This is a genomic window from Bifidobacterium crudilactis, assembly GCF_000738005.1.
GTDB lineage: Bacteria > Actinomycetota > Actinomycetes > Actinomycetales > Bifidobacteriaceae > Bombiscardovia > Bombiscardovia crudilactis.
Window position 1 is genome coordinate 420,187 of the sequence record NZ_JHAL01000002.1, and the last position, 23,635, is coordinate 443,821.

General features: G+C 55.7%; 20 protein-coding genes. 11 read left to right on the plus strand and 9 right to left on the minus strand.

Annotation, left to right across the window (positions count from 1 at the left end):
* Window positions 1-314: 314 nt before the first annotated feature.
* The 3 genes from DB51_RS04030 (at window position 315) to DB51_RS04040 (ending at window position 5,174) form a co-directional block, all read left to right on the plus strand.
* The gene (locus DB51_RS04030) at window positions 315-4,109 is read left to right on the plus strand and encodes a YobI family P-loop NTPase (RefSeq protein ID WP_034252020.1); all 3,795 of its coding nucleotides are present in this window, start codon (window positions 315-317) and stop codon (window positions 4,107-4,109) included.
* A gap of 187 nt (window positions 4,110-4,296) precedes the next feature.
* A complete protein-coding gene (locus tag DB51_RS04035; protein WP_051867259.1) occupies window positions 4,297-4,683 on the plus strand; it encodes a hypothetical protein in 387 nt (128 codons plus the stop codon).
* Entirely contained in the window at window positions 4,680-5,174 is a 495-nt protein-coding gene (locus tag DB51_RS04040; protein WP_034252023.1) for a recombinase family protein, read from the plus strand. The genes DB51_RS04035 and DB51_RS04040 overlap by 4 nt, the downstream gene beginning before the upstream one ends.
* Before the next feature lie 35 nt (window positions 5,175-5,209).
* Here the strand turns inward: DB51_RS04040 and DB51_RS04045 are convergent, their stop codons facing one another.
* A complete protein-coding gene (locus tag DB51_RS04045; protein ID WP_202961991.1) occupies window positions 5,210-5,644 on the minus strand; it encodes a helix-turn-helix domain-containing protein in 435 nt (144 codons plus the stop codon).
* A gap of 487 nt (window positions 5,645-6,131) precedes the next feature.
* Here DB51_RS04045 and DB51_RS04050 point away from each other — a divergent pair, with 487 nt between their 5' ends.
* On the plus strand, window positions 6,132-6,986 hold the full coding sequence (locus DB51_RS04050; protein ID WP_034252026.1) for an alpha/beta fold hydrolase: 855 nt from the start codon (window positions 6,132-6,134) through the stop codon (window positions 6,984-6,986).
* A 261-nt stretch (window positions 6,987-7,247) separates the two neighbouring features.
* Here the strand turns inward: DB51_RS04050 and DB51_RS04055 are convergent, their stop codons facing one another.
* From DB51_RS04055 to DB51_RS04075, 5 genes are all read right to left on the minus strand, one after another.
* A complete protein-coding gene (locus DB51_RS04055) occupies window positions 7,248-7,520 on the minus strand; it encodes a hypothetical protein (RefSeq protein ID WP_034252030.1) in 273 nt (90 codons plus the stop codon).
* A gap of 196 nt (window positions 7,521-7,716) precedes the next feature.
* Window positions 7,717-8,511 (minus strand): DUF5067 domain-containing protein, encoded by a 795-nt coding sequence (locus DB51_RS04060; RefSeq protein ID WP_034252033.1) that lies wholly within the window; start codon window positions 8,509-8,511, stop codon window positions 7,717-7,719.
* A 339-nt stretch (window positions 8,512-8,850) separates the two neighbouring features.
* Complete coding sequence (locus tag DB51_RS04065; protein ID WP_202961992.1) at window positions 8,851-9,231, minus strand: MepB family protein; 381 nt, start codon at window positions 9,229-9,231, stop codon at window positions 8,851-8,853.
* 127 nt (window positions 9,232-9,358) lie between these two features.
* On the minus strand, window positions 9,359-10,015 hold the full coding sequence (locus DB51_RS10420; protein ID WP_034252040.1) for an excalibur calcium-binding domain-containing protein: 657 nt from the start codon (window positions 10,013-10,015) through the stop codon (window positions 9,359-9,361).
* A 305-nt stretch (window positions 10,016-10,320) separates the two neighbouring features.
* Entirely contained in the window at window positions 10,321-10,851 is a 531-nt protein-coding gene (locus DB51_RS04075) for a P-loop NTPase family protein (RefSeq protein ID WP_034252043.1), read from the minus strand.
* A gap of 129 nt (window positions 10,852-10,980) precedes the next feature.
* Between DB51_RS04075 and DB51_RS04080 the strand changes: the two genes are divergently transcribed.
* Entirely contained in the window at window positions 10,981-11,445 is a 465-nt protein-coding gene (locus tag DB51_RS04080; RefSeq protein WP_034252045.1) for a GNAT family N-acetyltransferase, read from the plus strand.
* Between the two features lie 60 nt (window positions 11,446-11,505).
* On the opposite strand, the gene DB51_RS04085 is transcribed toward DB51_RS04080, so the two are convergent.
* Window positions 11,506-12,204: an SOS response-associated peptidase gene (locus DB51_RS04085; RefSeq protein ID WP_034252048.1), complete on the minus strand. Its 699-nt coding sequence runs from the start codon at window positions 12,202-12,204 to the stop codon at window positions 11,506-11,508.
* A gap of 875 nt (window positions 12,205-13,079) precedes the next feature.
* Here DB51_RS04085 and DB51_RS04090 point away from each other — a divergent pair.
* Both DB51_RS04090 and DB51_RS04095 read left to right on the plus strand, forming a co-directional pair.
* A complete protein-coding gene (locus DB51_RS04090; RefSeq protein WP_156958217.1) occupies window positions 13,080-15,578 on the plus strand; it encodes a SpaA isopeptide-forming pilin-related protein in 2,499 nt (832 codons plus the stop codon).
* 298 nt (window positions 15,579-15,876) lie between these two features.
* A complete protein-coding gene (locus tag DB51_RS04095; protein ID WP_034252053.1) occupies window positions 15,877-16,647 on the plus strand; it encodes a nucleoside phosphorylase in 771 nt (256 codons plus the stop codon).
* Window positions 16,648-16,794: 147 nt separating this feature from the next.
* Here DB51_RS04095 and DB51_RS10170 read toward each other — a convergent pair whose 3' ends face one another.
* On the minus strand, window positions 16,795-16,965 hold the full coding sequence (locus DB51_RS10170; protein ID WP_156958218.1) for a hypothetical protein: 171 nt from the start codon (window positions 16,963-16,965) through the stop codon (window positions 16,795-16,797).
* Window positions 16,966-17,181: 216 nt separating this feature from the next.
* Window positions 17,182-18,102 carry a DUF805 domain-containing protein gene (locus DB51_RS04100; RefSeq protein WP_084674545.1) on the minus strand — a complete coding sequence of 307 codons (921 nt, stop codon included), beginning with the start codon at window positions 18,100-18,102 and terminating at the stop codon, window positions 17,182-17,184.
* A gap of 324 nt (window positions 18,103-18,426) precedes the next feature.
* On the opposite strand from DB51_RS04100, the gene DB51_RS09735 reads away from it, so the two are divergent.
* From DB51_RS09735 to DB51_RS04120, 4 genes are all read left to right on the plus strand, one after another.
* The gene (locus DB51_RS09735; protein ID WP_162174620.1) at window positions 18,427-19,452 is read left to right on the plus strand and encodes a hypothetical protein; all 1,026 of its coding nucleotides are present in this window, start codon (window positions 18,427-18,429) and stop codon (window positions 19,450-19,452) included.
* Window positions 19,453-19,553: 101 nt separating this feature from the next.
* The gene (locus tag DB51_RS04110) at window positions 19,554-20,591 is read left to right on the plus strand and encodes a TMEM175 family protein (protein ID WP_051867263.1); all 1,038 of its coding nucleotides are present in this window, start codon (window positions 19,554-19,556) and stop codon (window positions 20,589-20,591) included.
* 137 nt (window positions 20,592-20,728) lie between these two features.
* The gene (locus DB51_RS04115) at window positions 20,729-21,904 is read left to right on the plus strand and encodes a glycosyltransferase family 2 protein (RefSeq protein ID WP_238548302.1); all 1,176 of its coding nucleotides are present in this window, start codon (window positions 20,729-20,731) and stop codon (window positions 21,902-21,904) included.
* Window positions 21,905-22,436: 532 nt separating this feature from the next.
* Window positions 22,437-23,459 (plus strand): ketopantoate reductase family protein, encoded by a 1,023-nt coding sequence (locus DB51_RS04120; RefSeq protein WP_034252058.1) that lies wholly within the window; start codon window positions 22,437-22,439, stop codon window positions 23,457-23,459.
* The last annotated feature ends 176 nt before the right edge of the window (window positions 23,460-23,635 follow it).

The following is a 23,635-nucleotide window of genomic DNA, read 5'->3' on the forward strand; positions in this document are numbered from 1 at the left end:
GGGCATGTCCGGCGGATTGTGCCAGCACCGGCATAATCGGGGCAGCGGTAGACCTCGCAGAATCGCTTTGCTCACTCTCACATGCCCCCCACGAACACCCTGCCTAGCCTGCTTGGGACCAGAGGCACCGTTAAACTGAGGAATTGAGATCATGAATTTGCTCAGCGTTTAGTGAAACGAGATTCCTGACACCTGTCAAAGAGAGATGTTCGCGATACACGCTCGACTGGGCATGTCGAAAGATCCTGGAAGGGTCTTTGCCATTTCTCAACGTGTTGGGCACGACCAGTGGGTATTCATACCAAGGAGGAAAAGTGAAGGGTGGCGCTTCGAATGAGTATGGTGAATCCTCGAAGAAGGCTGAGCCAGAGGCAGACTCGTCTGCACGTATGGCATCTTCGAATTCGGTGGCGTTTACCTCGCTCGTTCCGCATTACCAAGATGAACAACACCGGACCTATCTCAACCGGCTTGAGGAAGCGATCCACGAACCGAAGAACCTCAATATCGCGCTTACCGGACGTTATGGTGCGGGCAAGTCGAGTGTGTTGGACAAGTTCGAAGAGAACCACAAGTCCACGACACTTCGACTGTCCATCTCTACACTTGGCCCGAATAACGAGGGCGCAACGCTGACCAATCGCATTCAAAAAGAGCTCGTGAAGCAGCTCGTGTACAGTGCATCTCCTCAGACCCTGCGTCATACTCGGTTCGCTCGCAGAGTTGAACTTCCGTGGTGGCTCGCCGCCATCGAGGTCGCGGTAATGGTTGCCATTGTCGGGGCATTCCTGATCCTAATTGGCTGGCTCCCATCGGCGGCGGGACCGCTTTCCGGTCATAATTTGCTTTTCCGAACCATCGCTTGGGTAGGCTTCGCTGTAGTGCTGGTCGCTGGCGGAACAGCGCTGCGACTAGCGACTCATGACCGATTCATGATCTCTGATATTTCAGCCGGTGGCGCCGCTGTCAAGCTTTCAGAGAGAACTCCAACATATTTTGACGAGTACCTCGATGACATTGTCAGTTATTTCGACAATGAGGATGTCGATATCGTCATCTTCGAAGACCTCGACCGCTTCGACGATCCTCACATTTTCGAGGCGCTCCGTGAACTCAATACCCTGCTCAACCACACGAAGCCGCGAATAAAAAAGCGAATGCCGCTACGTTTCGTGTATGCGGTACGCGACAGCTTGTTTGAAAAGCTAGGCGCCGATACGAAAATCAAGGGAGACGATGCCGTCATAGCCGAAACGGTGAGAGCCAACCGAACAAAGTTCTTCGACATCGTCATCCCCATGGTGCCTTTCATCTCGCATCGCAACGCCCGCGACCTCCTTACCGGCTTGCTCAAGACTGCTGGCATCTCGGGCATAGACCGTTCTCTGATTAGCCTGGTGGCGAGATATTGCACCGATATGCGTCTATTGCAGAACATCTGTAACGAGTACCTCGTCTTCTCTGAACGTCTCCTGGAGTCCAAGAAAGTAGCGCCTGGCCTGACGCCCAGCGACCTTTTCGCGTTGGTAGCCTATAAGAACTTCCATCTTGAAGACTTCGAGAACATCTCACGACGTACCAGCGACCTTGACCGACTTTACGACTTTCGCCGAGAACTCGTTCGTAGCTCAATTGTCGGACTTGAAAGCCGCAAGCGTGATCTCGTCTCCGACAAGGAAAAATCGCACATATCTGTCCAGTTGGCGAAACGCCTTGGAGATTGGCTGCGTACTTTCGCGGAACTTAATAAGAAATATTCCCAGTACGCCGGGTGGCAAGGAATTAGCTACGTGGTTGGTCAACATACCTATGCTTCTAGCGATGTTGACAGCTGCGAGTTTTGGACTGCTGTCGCTACGACGAAATTAATCGTCATACAGGCATCCCATTACCAGCAGCGAAATAATCTGATATCGCTGAGCGGGTCTGACTTGGCCCAACTCGGACCAGATGGCATGGAGCCGGATCGTTGGCGTGAGATCGACGAGGATGCCAGGCAGTCCGAACTTGAAAACATCGACAAGGCTATCGCGTTCCTTCGCGGTGCCGACTTCGCAGACCTCGCAACAAAGACTCGATATTCGCTCAGAGTCGCCAGACTGGCTGTTATACATACAATGTCCGACGACGGGAAAGGCAGCTCCCGCACAACGCCTGAGTCATCAGAAACGAAGACCGCCGAAGTGGAGTGCACTTTTGCGGAACTAATCGATAGCACCATGGAGTCCGAGCTTGCGCGCGACTTGGTAAGGCAGGGCTTCCTCGATCGTAACTTCGCGCTCTATGCTGCCCAGTTTTACGGAAATTTCAACGGTGTTGACGTCGCCAACTTCATCGTGCAGAGCGTCCAAACAAACACCATGGAAGTTGACTACGAGTTCACCAGCCCCGGGGCAATTTCAAACCTGCTTACAGAAGCCGACGACGATTTCACTCATACCAAGGCCGCGTACAACATTGACGTTGTCGACTTCCTCCTCGATCATGGCGATCAGCGTGCCGACAACGTGGTCGATCATATTGTCGCTGACTTTGATGATGATGCGCGCTCGTTCTTGACGTCATACTTCACTTCCGGCGCGCAACGTGAGAAGCTCGCTGCCGGTCTTGCTTCCCGTCCCTGGGCTAAGGTATTCCACTACCTCGTCGTTGATGATGGGGTTCCAACTGATGTACGCTCCGCTCTTGTAAGCGCGGCACTCGCAGCAATCGATCTCGACCAGGATTACGACTTGACGACGGTGTTCAACGCGTTCATCGTTGAGCACTACAACGACATGCCGGTATTCACACAGCCGCAGACAGAAGCAGTAGTCAAGAACATCGCAACCCTTATAGGCCGGGTCGATGTTCTTATCCCAGACCTTGGCCTAATTGATGATGCGCTTCGTACATTGATAGTGAACGGCAACCAATACGAACTCACCGCAGCGAATCTGCGCACTGCCCTGGATGGCGATGAAGCCCGCAATGTGGGCAATATCGGTTTCGACTACGTGCGTCAAAACAAGACTGTTTACGAATACTGTCTAGCCCACCCTGACATCTATCTTGCCGCAGTGCAGAACGATGCTGCCACGCAGTACACCGCTTATGATGCCGAGACTTTGCTCGTGGTCTTGTCGGATACAGCTGAGAAGTGGGACGACAAACAGCTCACAGAATTCATCAGATGCGTAGCTCCTGAGTGTCGTGTGGATAGTCTGAGCAAGGTTCCCACAGCAACTTGGCCAATGCTCGCAGACGCCGACCTGTTCCGCGTCTCGCTCACTAACGTAGAGAGCTATCGCAAAGAAATCGGATCGATCGATGAGCACCTCGCCCGTCTCCTAAAGCACGTCGGCACGATCGAGACCGACAAGCCAGGTGACACCGTCGACATCAACGGCGATGAGATCGACAAGGCGGCGGCCGCAATCGCCATTCTGAACGCGAATACCATTAAGGAGCCCGCGACCCGCGTGGCTCTGGCGCACAGCCTTAACGCCGACTTGCCTCTATCAGTCGCTGACATTACCCCTGAACCCAACGACCTATTGGCTAGTCTCATCGAAAACGGCCTCATTACTGACGAGGCCCCATCCTTTGCCCACTTCCAAGACATGGGCTGGGCCGCCATTGGCCCAGCCATCGCCGCTTCGAACAATGTCACTGGCTTCCTCAATCCCGACCTAGTGCATGGGATGATAGCAGATTTGCTCAACGACGCAGCCACCCGAGACAAGGTTGGTGACCAGGTTGTAACCAATCTCGAGGAGTACGTGCCAGAAGATGATCCAGCGGCTCTGACAGCTGCCGCCCGACATGCGAGCAAACATCACCTCCAACTAACGCCTGAGACCGTGCTCAGGATCGCGTACGCCAATACTACGAAACAAGACGTCCTGCGGCTTCTTGATACTGCATTACCGGTGGCCAATGCGCAACAGATCATCGCCGTCTTCGGTGCACTTGGTCAGCCATATAGCAGCATTTCCCAGTCAGGAACATCATTCGATGTTGATCACGATGAACTTCACGATCGTATACTCACGACATTGCAACAAGGCAATGTGTGCACATTCAAGAAGAAACGAAACAGGAATCTCTACACAGTGAACGTCGTGTGAAATACGTTTACTCAGAATGCGAAGCGCACTCACGAGCGCTTCCCTCGATCAGAAGTTTCGCGTAGAGTTACAGGTGAGGCAGAGCACCCAATCTCAGTGGTCCCTACGGGATCGCCCCGCCACGGGGCACTCAATTCATAGCTGTCTCTGCGACGCATCGCGCCGCGCTATGAACAGGAGCACTGCCATGATCCGCCTGCTATTTGCCGCCAGCATCGCCATCCACGACTTCCTGCGCCGCTGGATGCCCACCAACGTCATCCGCGACCTGATCCGCACCCGCCACGGCTTGAAGTGGGGCGTGCCCGCCATGCTGCTGGCCGTCCCGTATTTCGCCGCCGCCTACTGGCTGACCACCTTGCTCGCCAATGGGGCAGCTGGGTGGCTGAACCTGCTGGTGCTGCTGTGCGTGTGGTCGGCCTTCAAGATGCTGTGGCTGGGCCCCATCAGCATCGTCCTGCTGCTGCATGTTCGCGCCCGTGAGTTCGCGGCGCGCCGCCGCGGCCAGGCAGCGTCCAGCCAGGCAGGGCACTATGAAAGAGGAACAATGGCCCTATCGGAAGGTCATGGATGAAGGCAGTCGCCTACACGTATGACGCGGACCCCTGGTTCCCGCTGATCCAGGCCCAGAAGGCGAAGTGCGCGCGCATGGCGCGCTCCGCGGGATACGAGGTCGTCGCCCAGATCCACGACGAATCCGGCAACCGCGAAGGGCTGCAACGCCTGCTGGAGACAGCCCACAATCAGGGCTTCGATGCGATCGTGGTCACCGAGCTGGAACGACTGGCCGACGACGAGAAGCCGCTCGACGCGATCCTGGAGTGGTTCGACGCCGAAGGCGTCGCAGTGATCACCTTCCCACCCGAAGTCGGCCGGGCCTTGAAGGAACTCATCGCACGGGAAATCGAAGCGCTCGCCGAGCAGAGCAACCGCGACGAGAATGTCGACCCCGAGCTCGACGACGAGCAGGTGGCGCAGTGGGAACGCAAAGTGGACGCGGTGATCGCGCAGACCCTCGCCACGTACTACCCAGACATCGAATGGACCCCACCCGAAGACGACTGAGCCGGTTCGCGCGACCACTGAGCAAGGTTCATAGTTCACGCAGGCACTGGGTACGCGTGGTGGATTGCTCGCGTGACGCGCCGCCTGCCGACGCCCATCGACCGGGCGATGGCTCGTAGCGAGAGCCCTTGCTCATGGAGCCGTATTGCCTCGGCAGACTCCTCGGCATCAAGTCCCGGAATGCGCCTGGTCACGTCGCGTCGAGTCAGATGGGCGGAGACCGTCGAACGGTGTACCCCGTAGACCTCGGCGAGGTGAGCGACACTGGCACCCCGGTGGTAATCCTTGACCAGCCTCGCCACTTCTGAGGGCGTGAGAAAGGTTTGAGGAGTGCCAACCTTACGAACCACCTGGCCTCGAATGTCGTGAATCTGGGGCATATCAGTGCGCTGCGAGGTACTGTAGAGGCCACGTTTCCAGCGCCGGACAAGGGATGTCAGCCTTGGGGCGAGGTTCAAGAGTAGGGCCATGCGTGACCCCATTCGAAAGCCCTACAGCCTCAATGGCTGCGGGGCTTTTTTGTTATCCGTTTTCCGATAACTAGTGCGAAAATGTACACCAAATGTATACCTGCCGGGTTGTAGGCAAAACTGTGTGTTCTTGTGTTTGTCGATTTCGTTTGGGTTATCGGATGGTGGTACGGAATTCGTTCCAGCTGGTGCCGTTGCCTTATCTGTTGAGGATGCCGTGGGCTTCGTAGGCTTCTTGCGGGCTTGATTCCCGCGCCTTGAGGTACAGAGATTCGATGAGTTCATCGGTAATCGTGTCTGGTGTCCACCATACGACGCTGGTGGATATGGGTTTCCTTCCTATTGGCGCCGTGGCTGATAGCGGTATTTGTTGTGCTTACATGGCGCCCCCGCGTTCAGGGCACTTCCGAACAGTCGTGATTTCGTTTCCATGAGTGTGCAGATTCGACTCCTGCCAGAGGTCTGATGGTATTCATAGACTGACGGCATGATTCAAAGCGCTTCACTTCGAACGACGACGGATGGCGGCAGGACATTGTCCGGCCGATCTTTCGGGCCGGCAGATGGAACCCCGATACTGTTCATCGCCGGAGCCGCTACGGGGAAGAGCATGAGCTTCGGCGACGAGTTTCTTGATGCGTTCAATATTCGACTCTTGACCATGGACCGGCCAGGGATGGGTGATTCTATCGGATATGAGGATCGAACGCTTGACTCCACTTCGAACGACTACCGTGTCTTCGTTGAGCAGGCTCTCGGCCTGCGGGGAGCGTCCATACCGGTAATAGCCAATTCGCAGGGAGGTGTTTTCGGGCTTTCGGCCGCATTGCACGGATGGGTATCGCGACTGGTGCTTGCATCGCCCGCCGACGAGGTTTCGAATCCGACCATCCATGCAATGCTGCCGCATGAGGCGACACAACTTGCTGATATTGCTTGTTCCGACCCGGAACAAGCCGCTAACATGCTGGCATCTTTCACCGCGCAAGACATGGAAACCATGGTCATCAATGGTTCTCACCCCAGTGATCAGGCCTTCTACCAGCAGCCAGTATTCCTGTCCCTTTATCGTAAGGCTCTTGAGGAAGGGTTCGCACAAGACGGCAAGGGGTATGTTGCCGACACCATGATCGCCATGCGGCCTTGGAACCTGAAGTTGACTGATATTCACGTGCCGACAACAATTCTGTACGGAGCATGCGACCAGAGCCATTCACCTGACAAGACTGCAACCCTTGCCAGCAGAATACCCACTGCCAAGCGTGTGGTCATAGACGACGCCGGCGGAGCTTTACTCTGGACGCACTCCGAGCAGGTACTGCGGGCAGCGCTCGAAAACTGAAAAACCATCGCTTTCGAACCCTGACAAAGCCGGTTCCTTCCTGACATTCAGGAAGACATGATCAATAGGGAAGTCGAGAACAGTGTCGTCCTCATCAAAGGTCATTGATTCAGCATTGATTCAGGCTGATGCCCGACAACATGGCGCCACAAGGGCTCACGTTTGCTTATACTCACCAAGATATATGTGCCGGTCAGGCATCATTCGGACAGCACTTGTCTAGGCTTTGTCATCTTTTCATCACTAGGCGCCGCACTGCAATCATTGATGTGCAGGTGGAAACGCTGCCGTCTCCTGAGACCGATCCTGAGCAAGCTGAGCCTCAAACCTCATCAAGTCCAACTTCTGAGACTCCAAAGCCACCATATTCCGGTGATATTCCTCAAGATCATCTGTCTGGTCGCGTAACACCGAGCGATCAATACCGCGCTTCACCACGGCGCTCAGGAAAAAGTACAGAAACACCCACCACAACACGAACAACAGCATGCCAACTAGGATCGCAATAACGCTATATGCCGGGTTATAAGTCACGACAAAACCTTCCTCTCAATCTCACCCCAAGGCTACAACCACCACGCTTGCCGTGCCTCGCTACGACACCCGACTTCAAAAAAGCGCACGAAAGCATGCGTCAACACAACGGTGAATGCTCCAGATCGTATGACAAAGAATCCCTGATATGAAAAAGCCCCGCCGAAGCGGGACCATTATCTATCCTTCATGCTGATTAGAGTGTGAATTCCTTGGTTATCTTGTTAGACCCACCGAATAGGTCTGATACTTCAACGGATACGGGTGAGGTCTGATCTGACAGGACATACGCGACCTGTACTGTCTGCTTCACACCTTTCTTGATGGTCTTCATCTGTGCGTCGCCATCATATCCTTGTGGGTTATCGGCATAAATGGCAGTGTCGAGACTCGTACCATTCTGAAATGCCTTGAAGTCGAAGGCTGACATGAACATGGTGTCTGACCCGGTGTTGGTCCACTCGTAGGTCACGATGACTGTCGGTTTGCCTTCATAATCATTCGCCGCCTTCTGCAAGGAGACGACTTTAACGTGACCTGCAGTCAAGTCCGATTCGTCTGCAGCGCTGCCAGCCGAAGTGCTCTCCTTCGCCTTGGCAGATGCCGTGGCGCTTGATGTTGGGCCTGCAGCGGCATCGTCCAGTGCCTTGCTCCATGCCGACTGTAGAGCGAGAGCGGCGACTACTGAAACGACGGACAGCATCAGTCCGAGAATGGCGATGACCCTTCCTGATTTCTTGCCTTTGGAGCGAGTGGCAACAACTGCCACAATGCCAAAGACGGCACCAATGACACCGAGTATTACCGATCCATTGTTGAGGATCGGAATATAACAGATCAGTAGTGACAGTATCCCAAGTACGAGCGCAATAATCCCCGATATCGTCATGCCTTTTTTGGGAGCGTCGTGGCGCTGCGGTTGGTTATACGTCGGAGCGGTGACAGGTGGGACGGGTTGTTGCTGCATACCGGGGTCGGATGGGTTGGTCATTACAACTTCTTTCTCTTTCTTTCAGGCATCAATGCCTGGGAAAGATAATATCGCTAGCTGTGTAAATACTGTGAGGACACTAAGACGAAAGTCTGCGACCGAGGACGACGTCGGGTAGCGCCTGCAGGTCATGTATGGTGCGTTGGACATAACCTGCATCGTGGTGGTGATTCAGGCCATGGACCACAGCTACCTGCCCTGAATGTAATTGCTTCGAACTGAACCGTCCTGAACCGTCCTGAACCATCCTGAACCGTCCTGAACTGAACCGCCGAAACTCAACGACGCCTGCATGATGTTGTCGTTGGACAAGCCGATATATGACGTACTGCCCGGAGCTCAGGCAAATATCTGGAATGCCTGAGCTTGTTCGCGCTGGGTCTTGGTAGCGGAAGCGTTCAATCCTGTGCACCAACTCGGGTAGACGCGAAATCCGCGCTTTCCGCTGTGGGTGCCGGCAGTGATTCCCAATTGGTCAAGATGCGTTTTGGTGAAGCGGAACACCCCGCGTCTACCCTCATGGTGGACGAACACCAGCAATCCCGAGCTGGGGTCAGCACTGGTGAACGGTGCCGTGGTGCCATCGGCGCACCTGCGCCAGAAAGCCACGAAGGCACCAGGCTTAGTCGGCGTGTTTCTGGCCGTACGAATGTGCCACAGTTCATCCTGAATCCGTGCCAAGCCGGATTCATAGTCGCTGTTCTGGTCTTCCGCCGTCACTGCGACAGTGAGTCCGGAGCATGACGCGTAGTTTTCAAAGGCAGTGAAAGGCATTGGAACAGCTTATCGTGCTGCGGCTTCCATCTGGTTGCTATGCATGCGTTTGGGTCTGAGAAATGCCTGACCGTTATTCGCAGCCTATCCCATCGCCGTCTCTGTCGAGCTTGGCGCTGTATCCGGGTTCTCCGCGGTAAATGGGGGCCTTTCCTGCCGCACGAACCGCTGCACAATTGGCATAGTATGTGCTCTGCTGCTGGTTCTGAGCGTTCTGCGCTGCGGCCGCATCTTCCGAGGCTTTCTGCTCTTCGGCTCTTTTGGCGGCGGCATCCGCTTCCGCCTGCTTGGCGGCTGCGGCCGCATCGTCCTGTTTCTTCTGTTCGACACTTGCGTTGACGGTGTCCATGTTCTGTTGCAATGGAGTGAGCGCATCCGTATAGCTTTGGGGATTATCGGAGTCGATGTCGTTCGCGGTGTTGATGGCATCGGTCAGAGCTGCGCGCGTCTGAGGGTCTGCGACGCTATTGCTCGACGAATCAAGCAATGCCTGCGCTTCCTGGACTTTGCTCGTCAAGGTGGTTTTCGCGTCGGCAAGTTTTGCGGCGTCCTCATCCGCTTTTTTCTTTGCTTCGGCAGACTTCGATGCCGCAGCGGATGACGATGCCGCTGCCGCCGATTGCGATGCAGCGTCTTCGCTTGCGGTATCTTGTGTTGCGAGATTCGAACTGCATCCTGATAAACCAAGTGCCAAAACAGCGCATAGCAGTATCGTGCTTGCTTTTTTCATGTTTTCCCCATTGTTCTCCCGGCGACAGTGCCGATTGAATGATATAGCAAGAATGTTGATTGAAATTACGAACGGTTCAAGAATGCCGGTCTTACCGTTGCGCGTCTCGTCCCGTGCCATGAGCCGCCCTCACCCATGACGAGCTTTTGGCATGCATGACAGCGGCACGACGTTTCGTATTGGCTCTCGCAAAGACTGCATCGTGGAGGGCGTTTCGTCGGATGCCAGCTGTTCTGAAACAGCATCTCCACACACAGCACCAGGGGGTTGCCCGCATTTTCCATTCGCGGGGCTGACAGAGTCCGCTAGAACGCGCAGTTGAGCGCACGCCTGAATTCGGCATCCTTGGAGTAAATGACGCATTTATCCCGATACTGCTTGGAAATCGCTCTGTATCGTTGTGCGCGTTCACGTGAGCGACCTTTCCACATCAGCCAGATCAGGAATTCGGCATCTAGTTTTTCGGGGCAACCCTCGGTCATATCCGGTCTGCTGGTGTTACGGTATGCCAGCCATCTGCGTATCGCCCTGCACAGGCATGTCAAACGATTCATATCGAGAATCACGATGGCGTCGGCGTCTTCCAAACGCCGCTCGAATGCCATGCCCGGATAGTTGCCCTCGATGACCCACGTGTCATGCAGGGTGAGGAAATCGTTGACGATGCTTGCGGCCTTTTGACTGTCGCGTTCGACCCAGCCCGGAAGCCAGTGAACCTGGTCCAGATGAATAGATGGCAGTGAGCGGGATGACGCCAAGTGAGTTGCCAGAGTTGACTTGCCTGACCCGCTGTATCCCAGAATCGCTATCCGACGGGCATGGTCAAGTACGCTCATGATTTCAGCGTAGCAACATGGCATCCCCTCCCGGGTTCACTGGTGGGGTAGGGGGGTTGCACATATCTTCCTGAATGTCCGTGCGAATGGTTTGCAAGCGGTCTGCGGCTGGATGCTAGGCTTCATTCCATGACACAACACCAGCCGGATGATGCTTTGAGATTCGCGCCCATCGACCATACGAACTTCTCACAGGTTCTTGAACTCAAACGCCCCGAGTCGGAAGACTATGTGGCTCCTGTAGTGCTTTCTCTGGCAGAAGCGTGGCTGTATCGAGATGAGCAGATTATCAGACCTTTCGCGGTCTATGTCGGTGAGCAACTCGTCGCATTCGTCATGACCAGCGAAGAACAGGGAACCAGGGTCCTGGATATATGGAGAATCCTGATTCCGGAGGAACACGTCAATAAGGGCTATGGCACGAGGATTATGGAAACCATGATTGCGAACGCCCGAGAGTCGAAGGAATACGATGCGCTGCAACTCTCGTATGTTCCCGGCAACGACTTGGCCGAGCATGTGTACAGGAAGGTAGGCTTCAAGGCAACCGGAGTCATAGATGACGGTGAAATCGTCATGCGCATGGATTTGTAAGAGATGGATGATGGTGTGCCTCCGCCACATGGCTGAGGGGTGTTCCGAGCGGGAGACTCGCTAATCATCGTTTTCCGGCGACAGCAGGAGTTGGTTCTGCGAGTCGTCCGGCACTGTCAGCTTTTTGCCGTCACCCTTGAGAGCTTTGACCTGCCAGGACGATAGGCGTGCTGATGCCGCGGCTCCCTTTGCGGATACCAATGGAATGATGTCCTGGGCCTTGGTGTCACGGTCGAGCCAAGGCTGAATCATCTCCGTTGCCACAAGCACCGGCATCCTATGATGCACGGCTGCGGCTGCTCCGGTAGATTCGCGAGTAAGGATGGTTGCGGTCAATGCCCACGTTTGGCGCTCGTCTGCTCGCCACCATGTGAATAGTCCCGCAATCGAGAGCGGTACGGCATCCGGATTGGTGAAGTAGTGAGGATGTTTCTTCGCGTCCCACTCGTAATATCCGCTTGCCGGAATGATGCAGCGTTGGGTTTCTGCGGAGCGGGAGAAGGTCTTTTTGTCGAGGATGCTTTCTATTCGGGCATTGTGCGTCGGATAGGTGAGTTGCGGTGTCTTCGACCAGGTTGGAATCAGGTTCCACTGAGCCGGGGCAATGTGCCGCAGTCCGTCCCTGCCGTCCAGCACGGTGGTGATGCGACTTGCGGGTGCGATGTTCCATGATGGGTCGGGGAGCTCGCCGTTGACGACTGCCGAATAGTATTCGACCAATTCGTCAACGGGAATATCATTCGCAAAACGTCCGCACATAACAGTCAGCCTATAGGTATTCCTCGCATTCCGCCGTTGGCAACCCCCTGAAATGGCAAGGCGCCGCCCCAATGCGCAGGCGGCGGACGTTCGGAATATGGCAGGAATGTTCCACGACGCGAACTCTCGAATGACATCCTCTGCCAGATTAAATACATACATACTGTAATATGTTGACCATCATGTTCATTGCATGTCTTTCCCGCTGATTCAGGGCGTTTCGTCTGATTGATGCCGGTCGCSGGGGGGGGGGTGCTGTTTTCGCTTCGGTGGGTGGTGCTCTTATGGGTCGGTTGCGTGGTGTTGTTGCTTGTCGTCGTCATTCGGAGCATAGTGAGCTGGACTTGAACGAAACGGGTACCCGCGAAGTGCGTGACGATGGCCGTTTTTCCACTTGGCGCGGGCTTTTCGGCCTTGCAGGCCTCATCTTTGCGATGTTCGCGTTGATGGTCGGTGCGAATACGTTGATGCCGGTGCATAAGGCTTCTGCAGATGCACATGATTACGGACCAGATGGGTATTTCAGCGCGATGTTGGATGGAGCGACGCCGCTGGCCTCTCCTCATAATGAGTGGCCTAGGGCACGGCGAATTGTGTTTGGAAGGACGGACAGTTCTCAGACGTACGGTAACGCTGAGGTGTCCGGTGGATATAAGATGCTGGCGAAAGGTGAAGTGGCCAGTGAGCACGCCATGGTTAACCAAGCATATCGTTATACTTGGTCGTATACGACTAGTGTTGCTGCAGATGAGGTATTGCTGTGGTCTGATGATGTGGTGACCGCAGGTTTCACCTTCAATGAATATAATGTGGGTCATTCTTTTGAAAATCCGGAAACCGGGTTTAAATCAAACCTTGCTTTGGCGTCTGAATCAGTGGCAGAGCGTAACTATTCTATCTTTGAGCGGACCTTGTTGCGCAAGGGGCAGCTGGAAGGTGTATGTTCCGCCGAACTATGCTCCGTCATCAATTGGTGGGGTCCGCAGGAGGGCACTTCGACGTACGAGTATTCGGTGTTTGCATTGGCGATTGGCGACGTGAAGAAATACTTCGGTGTCCCAGGTGTCACCCAGACCCCTGGGACAGGTGACAGAGTTGCTTGTCCCTCGAAGACATGCGCCAACGGTGCCTCTGGAAGCTGGTTTCGTTCTGCCAACTGGGATACTGGTGCACAGGTTACATTACTGGGCAACGCTGGGGATACGGGAACCAGCACCGCATACCCCACTACTAACGGGCTGCGTCCGGCGTTCCGTTTGCGGCTCGATTCGCTGCTGCTGTCTGCAAATGCCGCGAATCAGTCCCAGGTGTTGACCGCTCCGGATGTTGCATTACCTCAACATCCGGATTCGTTGCGGTTGACGTTTGTGGAGTCGGGTACGCAGATGACCTCGTGGTCGGCTTTGGTGACTGGTGGTGTAGGTTCGCGTGTATTGGACTTGCAAGCTACATCGAATCTGGGTTCCGCGCAGGATGCGGTGGGGTGGAAGCTGGTAGAGAAAGGCGAGTCGGAGAAGGTGAGGGCTTCTGGTGTGACCGATGCGGCTACTGGCGGGTCGGTGGCGTTACCGTCTGATTTGAGTGATTTGACAACGTATGACCTGTATGTGTGGGGTCAGGATAGCGGTAGCTCTTCGGAGGGTTGGTCGAATAAGGCGAGTGAGCCAGTGGTGTGCACACTGACCGGCGATGAAGTGAGTTGCCCTAAGTCTCCGCCCTCCTACGGCATCGAGCTGACCGGTACCACGGCGGGCTCGTTGACGGCGTACAGGATTGGTGATTACGCGGAGACGGTGTTTGACCAGACTGGTGCGCTCAAGTCGGTGAGGTTGGATACTCCTGCCGTTGTAAAGGATAGGTTGAAAACCGGTGCTGAGTCTGCTGGTGGGTCGAATGTGGATGAGGATAATCCTGTTGGTTGGGTGGCGTCGAAGTGGCTTGGGTATCCGACTGACCCGTTGAGTGATGATGTGACTTCGGCGTTTAGTCCGTTTGCGGGTCAGTTGCAGTTGTTTGCCCAAGAGTTGGCGAAGGATACGGGTGCGTTGGGTGCTGCTGCGGGGAGTTTGCCGAAGTTGGATGGTGGTCCTGAGAAGCTCAAGGTGTCTGGTCCTGGTTTGTATCTGATTGTGGATTCGAAGCAGAACGAGGGTGGTTCTTTGCCGATTGTCGTGGGTACGAAGGTGTTCAACGAGGCTCTCGGTGATGATGGTGGTTTCGTGGATTTCGTGGATGCTGGGGTGAAGGGTAAGCCTCGCCTTGGCCAGGCGGCGTTGAAGACCACGGTGACGGATATTGCGAAGCGGATAGTGAACGATGCGGGTATGGATGGCTTCGATGTGGGTAGTCAGGTGGAGTTTGAGGTTGCGCTTCGGGTGCCTGACCTGTCGTCGTTCACGAGCGTGGCGTATGACTCGTATGTGTTCGATGTGGCTGATGAGGCGGCGGCCGGGTTGACGTTGCCTGTTGATGGGTCGGGGGTTGAGGTGTTCGTGGATGCGCTCTCGCCCACCCAGCCGCAGACTTTGCCGCCCTCGTCGATTGCGGTGTCTGGTGACACGTTGAGTGTGGGCGGGTTGAAGGTCTTGTTCGCGGAGTCGAGTGGTTCTGGTGTGCGGAACAAGGATTCGGTGCCTGTGGGTTCGTTGATGCGACTCCGCTATAGGGCGGTGTTGAATGCGTCGGCTGTGGTGTCGGCCCCTGTCGAGGGGGAGTCGTTGAAGCCGAATGTGAATGCCGCGACCCTGACCCGCTCCTATACGGATGGCGTGACTGCCGGTTGGGCGGATAACGGCGATGGTACGGAGTCCAAGAGTGCCACGGCGAACGCCTACACGTTCAAGCTGGACGTGGTGAAGCTGGATAAGGATGACCGGTCGACGAAGCTTGGCGACGTGGAGTTCGAGGTGAGTCGTGACGGGCAGCCGTTGAGGTTCGAGAAGGTGGCTGATGGTGTGTACCGTCTGGCGGTGTCCGGTGAGGGTGATGCCACGCAGGCCGTGACCACGCATACTGACGGTACGCTGTCGTTGCAGGGTGTTGAGGCTCGTGAGCTCTCCTTCAAGGAGACCACGGCCCCGTCGGGCTATTTCAAGGTGTCCGATTTCACGGTGGACATCCGTCCCGAGGGGAATGCCGATGCTACACAGGTCACGAAGGTCACGTATGCCACGTCGGGCACGAACCTCGCCTACGTGTCTAAGGACGGCAGGCAAGTCACGGTCCTCGACCCGGCGTGGAGTCTGGCGAACCTGCCCTACACGGGCGGCATCGGTATTCTCGTGTTGCTTATCGTCGGCGGCCTGATGCTCGTGTTCGCCGTCCGCCCTTATGTCCTCTCCAAGCGGGCGGAACGCGACGCGAACCTGGTCTAGCAGTTCCGTCCAGGGGCTTAAACGGAGATAACTGCACTAAAAGGACAGCTTTTCCGGTGAAGTATCACCGAATTGCTGTCCTTTTAGCGCAGTTATCTCCGTGAGGGACCTTTGCCCGTCAGAATTCGTGCACCCAGTTGGGCTGTGTCCTGTGAAAATGTGCGCACTCGGGTATTCTCAGCACAAGAATCTGCGATACTCGGCAAATGATGCCGTCTCTGCGAGACCCGATGTTGACATGATGCGCTTTTCGTAGAACTCTAGGTGGAATACGGGTTATTGAGAGTGGGGGGACGGGGTGCTGCTGGAGCAATTTGATACGGACAGGTGCGCGATTATCGAACCTAGACATTCGGATGCGGACATTCCCGCAGACGGATTGCCTGAAACCTGTATCTGTCCTTTCGACCAGAGCATTCTCGACGGCATGCTGACCAACGGGCAGCTTACCGAAATCGGTGCCATACTCTCGGTCAACGGACGCGAACCTCTATACTCATTCGCCTATGAGGGTCACGTTTTCGCCGTGATATTGGCCCAGCTCGGTGCGCCATCGGTCGTCGGAACCTTCGAGGAACTTCACCATTTCGGTGTTACAAGCGTGGTGGTGTTCGGTCCTTGCGGCGTGATTAACACCGAGCAAGCTCCTGACCGTCTGGTAATCCCCACAGCAGCTCTTCGTGATGAGGGCACGAGCTATCATTATGCGCCTGCCGCCGATGTCATTTCGGCACAGAAGCACAGCATCGCACTGATGGAAGAGGTATTCGAAGACAACGGCCTTTCCTATGAGGAAGGTACGACATGGACTACCGACGCCTTCTTCCGTGAAACCAGAGAGAAAACCAAGCGGCGGGCACAGCAGGGGGCTCGTTTTGTCGATATGGAGGCAAGCGCCCTGATGGCCTGGAGCCAGTTCAGAGCCGTGGACCTGTATCAGTTCTTTTATACGGCGGACTGCATCGACCAGGAAGGGTGGATGCAGCGTAAAGAGCAGAGGGTGGCGCCGCTCAATGACTTTTTTGATGTTGCGCTGAGCATTGCTGTGAGAGCCTCCCAGCGTTCATAGACCCGACCGATTTGGGATGCGCTTATACGTACACCTGAGCGTGCAATGCGCTGCATGGTGAGCGCTGATTTCGGTATGTCATTAGGCTGGATGTTGCTCTCGACTCAACGGGACCATGAGCGCTTGAACGTCATAGACTCGACGGCATTACAGATAGCCGAGGAATGATGATGCCACGACAATAGCCGCCGCGACGATTGCGAGAACGACGACCAGCAAATCCAGATGCTCGCGCCTCTTCCTCCTGCGTTCCGCAAGAGGGCACACCTCTCCGAAGGGGTGCACGGGCACCTTGCAGTCTGGATCGTATTGGCACATGCTGCACAGTATAGTTCGCGTTCATCAGTGGTTATGGGCTTACCCTCAGGGCAGACTGCGGGTAGTGGCATAGTCGCCGTCCGCCAGCGCCGGTCGGTCATGCCATCCGGTGAAACGGGGATCCAAAGCCGTCGTTCATATATGAAGAAGCCGAGGTCTGCGGAACATCTAGCGTTCCGCAGACCTCGGCTTCTTGCTAATCAGAAGTCCGGTCGATTATTGACGCGGTCCTTCAAATGGTGGATTGAATCCCTGCTCGGGCTGATTCGGCTGTGCTGCTTGTCCCGATTGACCTTGTTGGCTCTCGGGTGCATCGGGATATTGCGCGGGAGCTTCGTATGGCTGGCCGGGGTTCGATGTGTAGGTGTTGTTGGTCGATGGGGCCTGCGGGTATGCCTGCTGTTGTTCGGCCGGCTGCTGGCTAGTTTGTGGCGTGTAAGGCTGTGCCTGCTGCTGCTCTGCCTGGGCATAAGGCTGCTGCGTCGGGTACTGCTGCTGCATCTGCTGCGCGTTCATAGGCGCTGCCGGAGCCATGGGATTCATCGCAGGTACCTGTGCACGGTCGAAGCGTGCGCCTGCCGGGTCAGTGGACATGCACATCAGAACGACATAGACGATGAAGCCCGCGAGGATGAGCAGGACTGCGAAGAGGATGGCGATGACGCCGCTTCCAGCTGCCGCCGCTGCGGAACGGTTGCCGCCGACCGAAGCGAGACCGAAGAAGAACGTTCCGATTCCTCCGACAATGGCGATAATCATACCCACGACGATCAAACCGTAGGGGAGCAGCAGCAACAGACCGGGCTTGTTGGTGTCGTGAAGACGACGCACGCCTATGGAGATTGTAGGAATCAACACGGCGATGGACCATGCGCTCGACAGAAAGCCGATGAAGCCGTTGCTGTTGGTGAGGTTGCTGAGAAGTGAAAATGCCATATTCACTAGTATCAGAAACAGCATGGCCCACCAGAACTCGCTTTTGGATGCGCGTCCTGAGAACACGACGTATTTCTTGAAGAAGCGCTCGATGGCTTTGCCGAAGTTGATGCCGTACCAAGGTTGGTCGATGGGGGGTTCGAATACTTGCGGTTGTGGGGCAGGCGCGTAGGGCATACCCGGCATCTGTGGTTGTGACATGTGTTCTCTCTCTCCTCGTTTGAAAAGCAAACACCTTAGATTTTACAGGCATCTACGTCGGCCCGCACCCGGTCATCCGTACAATGAGCTTTCTCAAGGTGATTACTGCAGTTGCCAACGCTGCAGATTCCGAATTTTCCAACGAAAATAAGGTCGTTCATATGTCGAAAACCGTATAGGAGCCGTGAGGTTTAGCGCTTGAATACCAGATCGAGATGGTAGGCAGCCAATCAGATGTTTTCGCCGCGCTCATCTGAAAACCGTTGATTGTCGGTGGATGTCGTATAGCCGGGCAGCAGTCGTGATATGTCTTTGCACTCTCAGATGCCATCTGATGGCGGGGTCAATGGCAAGCGGTCGATGGCAAGTGTCCGAAGGGGAGACCCCGAGAATCCATTCGTCTGTCTGATCGAACAAGCAGACGAATGGAGTCACTGCTCCGATGACGTATCGTGTGATGCTCCGCCGTTCTGTGCGCCCTTCGCATCGGATGCTGTGGCGTTCTTGCTGTCGGAGGTGCCTGTATTCGAAGTTCCGCGTTTCGCTCCTCGGGTTGTGCCCTGGGTTTTAGACTTTGTCTGCTTCGTCGTTCCGGTGTTCTTCTTGGCGGCCACATCGGTGGATGTCTTGGTTGGGGAAGATTGCTTGGAGCGTGTGCCGGAGGTGGAGGATGAGCTTTTGGCGGATGAGGCCCGCTTCCGAGCGGTGGCGGGTTTGCGCGTGGATGAAGACTTGGTGCCTTTGGTGGTGCCTGCTGTCGTGCCTGACTTTGTTGCTTTGCTGCGGGTTGATGCCGTGCGTGAAGCGGTTTTGGACCTTGTGGTGCCGGAGGCAGAGGATTTGGAACCGCGCCGAGCAGTGGTCTTGGCAGCTGCCCCGGATTTCGGCTTGCCTGTGGTGGCGCGCGATGCCGAGGACTTCGATGTGGAGGATTTCGATGTTGAAGACTTTGACGAAGAAGACTTTGACGGGGCGGACTTTGATGTAGCGGACTTTGATGAAGCAGACTTTGATGAAGCAGACTTGGCTGCTGTGGATGTGGATGTCGATGGGGACGTCGGTGTCGGAGTTGTTGCACGCGTCTTCGCGCGTGCAGTTCTCCTGTTTCTGGCCGCACGTGTCGCCTTTTTGGCATCCTGCAGTTTCTCCGCCACGCTTGTCGCTGCATCGGAGAGCTTCTCGATTACCGTTACGGTCGCGTCTCCCGCTATATCCGTGAGTTTCTCAGCGGCTATGTTCGCGGTTTTTACGGCGTCGTCCAACAATGTCATAACGGCCTCCTCTTTGAAAACAGTAATGTCAGTCACACTACATCGCCCGGGGCCTCGATTCTCTCAGCGTAAAACTTAGTGTTGTTGATTTATTGCTGGTGAACACGAATCGCTCACCCATGGTGGTGTGACGGGCCGGATACGAATCTCACGGTATGCGCGTCGTACCATACTGGAGATATGAAGAAGTTCAAGGAAAGATTCGACGTTTTCAGTGATGCGGTGTTTGCCATCATTCTGACGATTATGGTGCTCGAAGTTCCCGTTGAGGTCGTTGACGGGACTTTGGACTACTCGCAGCTGGCGCAGAACATCGGTGTGTACGTGGTGAGCTTCTGCTTCGTTGCGGATTGCTGGTACAAGCATGCTCTGATTTTCAACGAGGTCGACGAGGTCTCCCACCGGATAATCATCCGCGATTTCATACTGGTGCTTGCGGTATCCCTGATTCCCGCCTTTACCAAACTGATGATTTCGGATATCACGCAGACCACGGTCATGATGTGCGGCGTGGCATATCTTGTGGTCACCTTGCTGGAGATTCTCATTGCCCGGTCGATTCTGCCCGGCAAATACAGTGACCCCGAACGCATGAAGGGTGTGTACACCTATATCTTCGGCAGAATGAATCTGAGCAGCATCATCCTGATTATCGTATTCATCGGTGTGGCGTATTTCAGTCCGGTGGCTGGTTTGGTGCTGTTCATCATCATTCCGGTGCGGTCGTTCATGTCGAATGCGTCGAAGCAGCAGAATCTGGCGGATATCTCGCAATTGGATGAGGCGGGTGTCAGCAGCTTCATGAAGCTTTCGGAAAAAGACCGCAGAAAGTTTCTGGCACTGCTGCGCAGCTACATCCACGAGGTACGCCGCGCGCAGAATACCGAGGACAAACAGCAGGCATGGCGTCATTTCGTGTCGGGTGTGCAACGTTCCTTCGGCATCAGTGAACAGCAGGTTTCGGAATGGTTCCGGGATGCCGCGGAGCATCGGGCATTCCCTCGACAGGCAGACCAGGATGGTCGTGGCCAGGCGCGGTCACGAGTTCCTGAGAATCGTCCGGACGCGGATGGCGCCATTGTGCAGGATTCGGCTCACCACAGTGATGCCGCAGGACGGGGCATGCCTGGAACCAGTGCGGACAGGAACGGCAGAAGACGAGTGAACAAGGCGGGGGACCGGCGCTATGCACATGGTCGTCGCTTAGGCCGTAGGTAAGGGCGCTCGCGCATGGTGGATTATTATGCAGTGTTGAAACAGCAGTGTTGTTAGAGTAGCGCCGAAAGAGTGGCGTTGATGCAGCGCCAGGTTGGCACGGCAAGGTCAGCAGAACAATGGACGACAGGAGCGATTCGGTGGAGGACAAGCAAGAGATGAAGGCTGCTGCCGGGCGGAGCGCAGCGCAAGGTGGTCCACTCGCCAGTCTCGTAGCGGAACAAGGAACGGCCGAACACATCGAGCGAGGTGAAGAGCTTGCGGAAGGCTTGCCGATGGGTGAGGCACCAAAGGGCGTGATTGGCCAGGATGAGGCCACACCCTTGGTCAGCATCATCGTGCCCGTATACAACGTCGAGGAATTCCTCGACAAGAGCATACGGTCCGCCCTTACCCAGACCTACCGCCATATTGAGCTCATCCTGGTGGATGACGAATCACCTGACGACTGCCCGAAAATATGCGACCGTTGGGCGGAGCAGGATGGCCGTGTGCAGGTGATTCACCAATCCAACGGAGGGGTGTCCGCCGCTCGGAACGCCGGTTTGCAGGAAGCTCGGGGGGAGTACATCTACTTTATGGACCCGGATGACGAGATTGAAGAGAATCTTGTGGAACGGTGTCTGAGTGCGATGGACAACACGGGAGCTGACCTGGTGATGTTCCAGTTCGATACGATTGGGGAATCCGGAGCGCAGCTCGAATCGTCATACAAGCACAACGATTATGACGAATCGAAGCTGCTCACCCCCCAGGAAGCGATAAAGCTCCAGATCCAGTCGGAGATAAACGGTTATTTCTGGGCTTTTCTGGCTCCTCGTGCAACATACGTCAATCAGAATTTCTCATTTCCGGTTGGGCGGAAAATCGAGGACATGGCACGGATATGCAATATCATCGGCGAGTCGAAGCGCATCCTGCGCATACCCGATGTCCTCTACCATTACCGGCTGCGCAGCGGCTCCGCCATGGGAATCATATCGGCCTCCAACACCAGCGATTGGTTCCAGGCTGCCGAGGATCGCGAGGACTACATTCGCGAACGCTACCCGGAATTGAAATCCTATGTCGCTTTGCAGACCTTGAACGTGCTTGGCAATACGGATTTTGAAACCATTCGCCAGAACATCGTGTACGGGCTCAATATCGACCCGGAATCGCGCATGAAATTCAAAAATCGAGTGCAGGCCTTCCTGGATGATCTCGAGGGCGCCGACATCTCCGAGAAGGTGAAGGCCTTCGTGGACATCTTCAAAAGCGATAAGGAAGACGCCACCGATTCGGGGCTTGCCACCGGTCAGGCCGCGTCCAGATAGGAGGCGCACTCCGACTGCCGTGGTGATACCTGCATCAACAGTTCAGCTGAACGTCGATTTTTCGCTCAATCTGCTGCACTGTTGATGCAGGTATCGCATTGCGAAGAGACTCAGGGCCGGGAATGTCGCTATATGGATTGCTTATGGCACGTTCAATCGTGTGGCGCGGTCAGGAATCCCGACCCGGCCGGCACCGTAGGAGCTTTCGAATCGGGAACCCAAGCCCGCAGTAGGCGCGACGGGAACGGTGAGATCTCGCGGGGAGACGGAACATCGGCGGGGTCCTACGAACGCGGTGCCCGTTTGCTGGCGTGTCGTGACATCGCTTCGAATTGGGATGGTAGTAAACCGGCCCTAATATGCTGGTGATGAATGCCAAGCCGGGTCGAATGACGTTGCCCCGCGCTGCTCTGTGAGAAGTCCGGTGCAAGGGAACGACTTTCGTGTGCAATAGTGCGGGTGACGGGTCGTGGTTGACGCGCCGCAGTCTCGATGCGCAACCGGCGAGGGGAACTATCCGGGAAGGTAAGCAATGAAATACGCGGTTATAGGTGCCGGTGGCATGGGCGTGCAATACGGGGTGCTGCTTCAGGAATTCGCAGGCAAGGATGTGGATTTCATAGACACATGGCAGGAGAACGTGGAGCAGATACGCGCTCAGCATGGTGTGTATGTATCCCAGGACGAGCAGGACCGCCATCTCGTTCCTATCCATATCTACTACCCGGAGGAATACGACGGCGACCCTGATGTGTGGATTATCTTCCTCAAGCAGATGCAGCTCGACGAGGTGCTTAAGCGTTGCTCGGGACTCTTCCGCAGCCACCAATACGTGTTCTCCGCAATGAACGGGTACGGGCATTTCGAGAAGATTGCCCAATACGTGGACCCCTCGCATATCTTCGGGGGAACGGCATTGATCGGCGCCGAAGTGTACGGTCCCGGCGACATGAATTTCACCGGGGGTGCCGATGCTAAAGCCATGAATATGTGCGCCTACCGCGAGGAGAACTCCGACAAGGACTCTGCCGAGGTGGAGCAGGAGATTTTCCGTGACTTCACCGCGGCGACGTTGAATCCGACCATCGTCAATAACTTCATGGGCATGTGCATGGCGAAAATCGTCTTCAACTCGGTGTTGAACACATTGTGCACGATGTACCAGATTCGTTTCGGCGAGTTCATGCGGCACCCGGGGGCGCGATGGATGACCGAGCAGCTTGTCGATGAAGCATACACCGCGGCGGAACAGGCCGGGTTGACCCTGTTGGGTACCCGGGAATCCGAGGTGGAGACCATCTGCCATACCGCCGGAATCGCACATCCGCTGCACTACCCGTCGATGTATCAGGACCTCACCAAAGGCCGTCCGACGGAAGTCGACTACATCAACGGATACATCGCGAAGATAGGTCGTGAACACGGGTATGAATGCCGCCTGCACGAGTTTGCAACGCAAGAGCTGCACCTGGCGGAGCTGGCCTTCGGCATCCATCACCCCGAGTTCGCCCGGACGGCACAGGCGTCGGCACAGGCACAGGCAGCAAGGAATTAACGGTCCCCGGGGCGAGAGACCTTCACCGCGCTCGCGTCGATTGGCTCGGAACAGGCCTAGGAGTCGTGTGACCCTCGAAAGAGCGTGAAGGTCTATGCACCCAGTGCAATTCAACCCAGTGCAATTCACCCCAGTGCAATTCACCCAATGGCAATCGCATCCCAAAGGATGCAGGG

Bases quoted from the DNA above. Each gene is read 5' to 3' on its own strand.
- DB51_RS10420 (WP_034252040.1), bottom strand. From the start codon at position 10,015: ATGAAAAAAGCAAGCACGATACTGCTATGCGCTGTTTTGGCACTTGGT.
- DB51_RS04080 (WP_034252045.1), top strand. From the start codon at position 10,981: ATGACACAACACCAGCCGGATGATGCTTTGAGATTCGCGCCCATCGAC.
- DB51_RS04040 (WP_034252023.1), top strand. From the start codon at position 4,680: ATGAAGGCAGTCGCCTACACGTATGACGCGGACCCCTGGTTCCCGCTG.
- DB51_RS04110 (WP_051867263.1), top strand. From the start codon at position 19,554: ATGAAGAAGTTCAAGGAAAGATTCGACGTTTTCAGTGATGCGGTGTTT.
- DB51_RS04085 (WP_034252048.1), bottom strand. From the start codon at position 12,204: ATGTGCGGACGTTTTGCGAATGATATTCCCGTTGACGAATTGGTCGAA.
- DB51_RS04035 (WP_051867259.1), top strand. From the start codon at position 4,297: ATGATCCGCCTGCTATTTGCCGCCAGCATCGCCATCCACGACTTCCTG.
- DB51_RS04060 (WP_034252033.1), bottom strand. From the start codon at position 8,511: ATGACCAACCCATCCGACCCCGGTATGCAGCAACAACCCGTCCCACCT.
- DB51_RS09735 (WP_162174620.1), top strand. From the start codon at position 18,427: ATGCCATCTGATGGCGGGGTCAATGGCAAGCGGTCGATGGCAAGTGTC.
- DB51_RS04120 (WP_034252058.1), top strand. From the start codon at position 22,437: ATGAAATACGCGGTTATAGGTGCCGGTGGCATGGGCGTGCAATACGGG.
- DB51_RS04075 (WP_034252043.1), bottom strand. From the start codon at position 10,851: ATGAGCGTACTTGACCATGCCCGTCGGATAGCGATTCTGGGATACAGC.
- DB51_RS04050 (WP_034252026.1), top strand. From the start codon at position 6,132: ATGATTCAAAGCGCTTCACTTCGAACGACGACGGATGGCGGCAGGACA.
- DB51_RS04100 (WP_084674545.1), bottom strand. From the start codon at position 18,102: ATGTCACAACCACAGATGCCGGGTATGCCCTACGCGCCTGCCCCACAA.
- DB51_RS04045 (WP_202961991.1), bottom strand. From the start codon at position 5,644: ATGGCCCTACTCTTGAACCTCGCCCCAAGGCTGACATCCCTTGTCCGG.
- DB51_RS10170 (WP_156958218.1), bottom strand. From the start codon at position 16,965: ATGTGCCAATACGATCCAGACTGCAAGGTGCCCGTGCACCCCTTCGGA.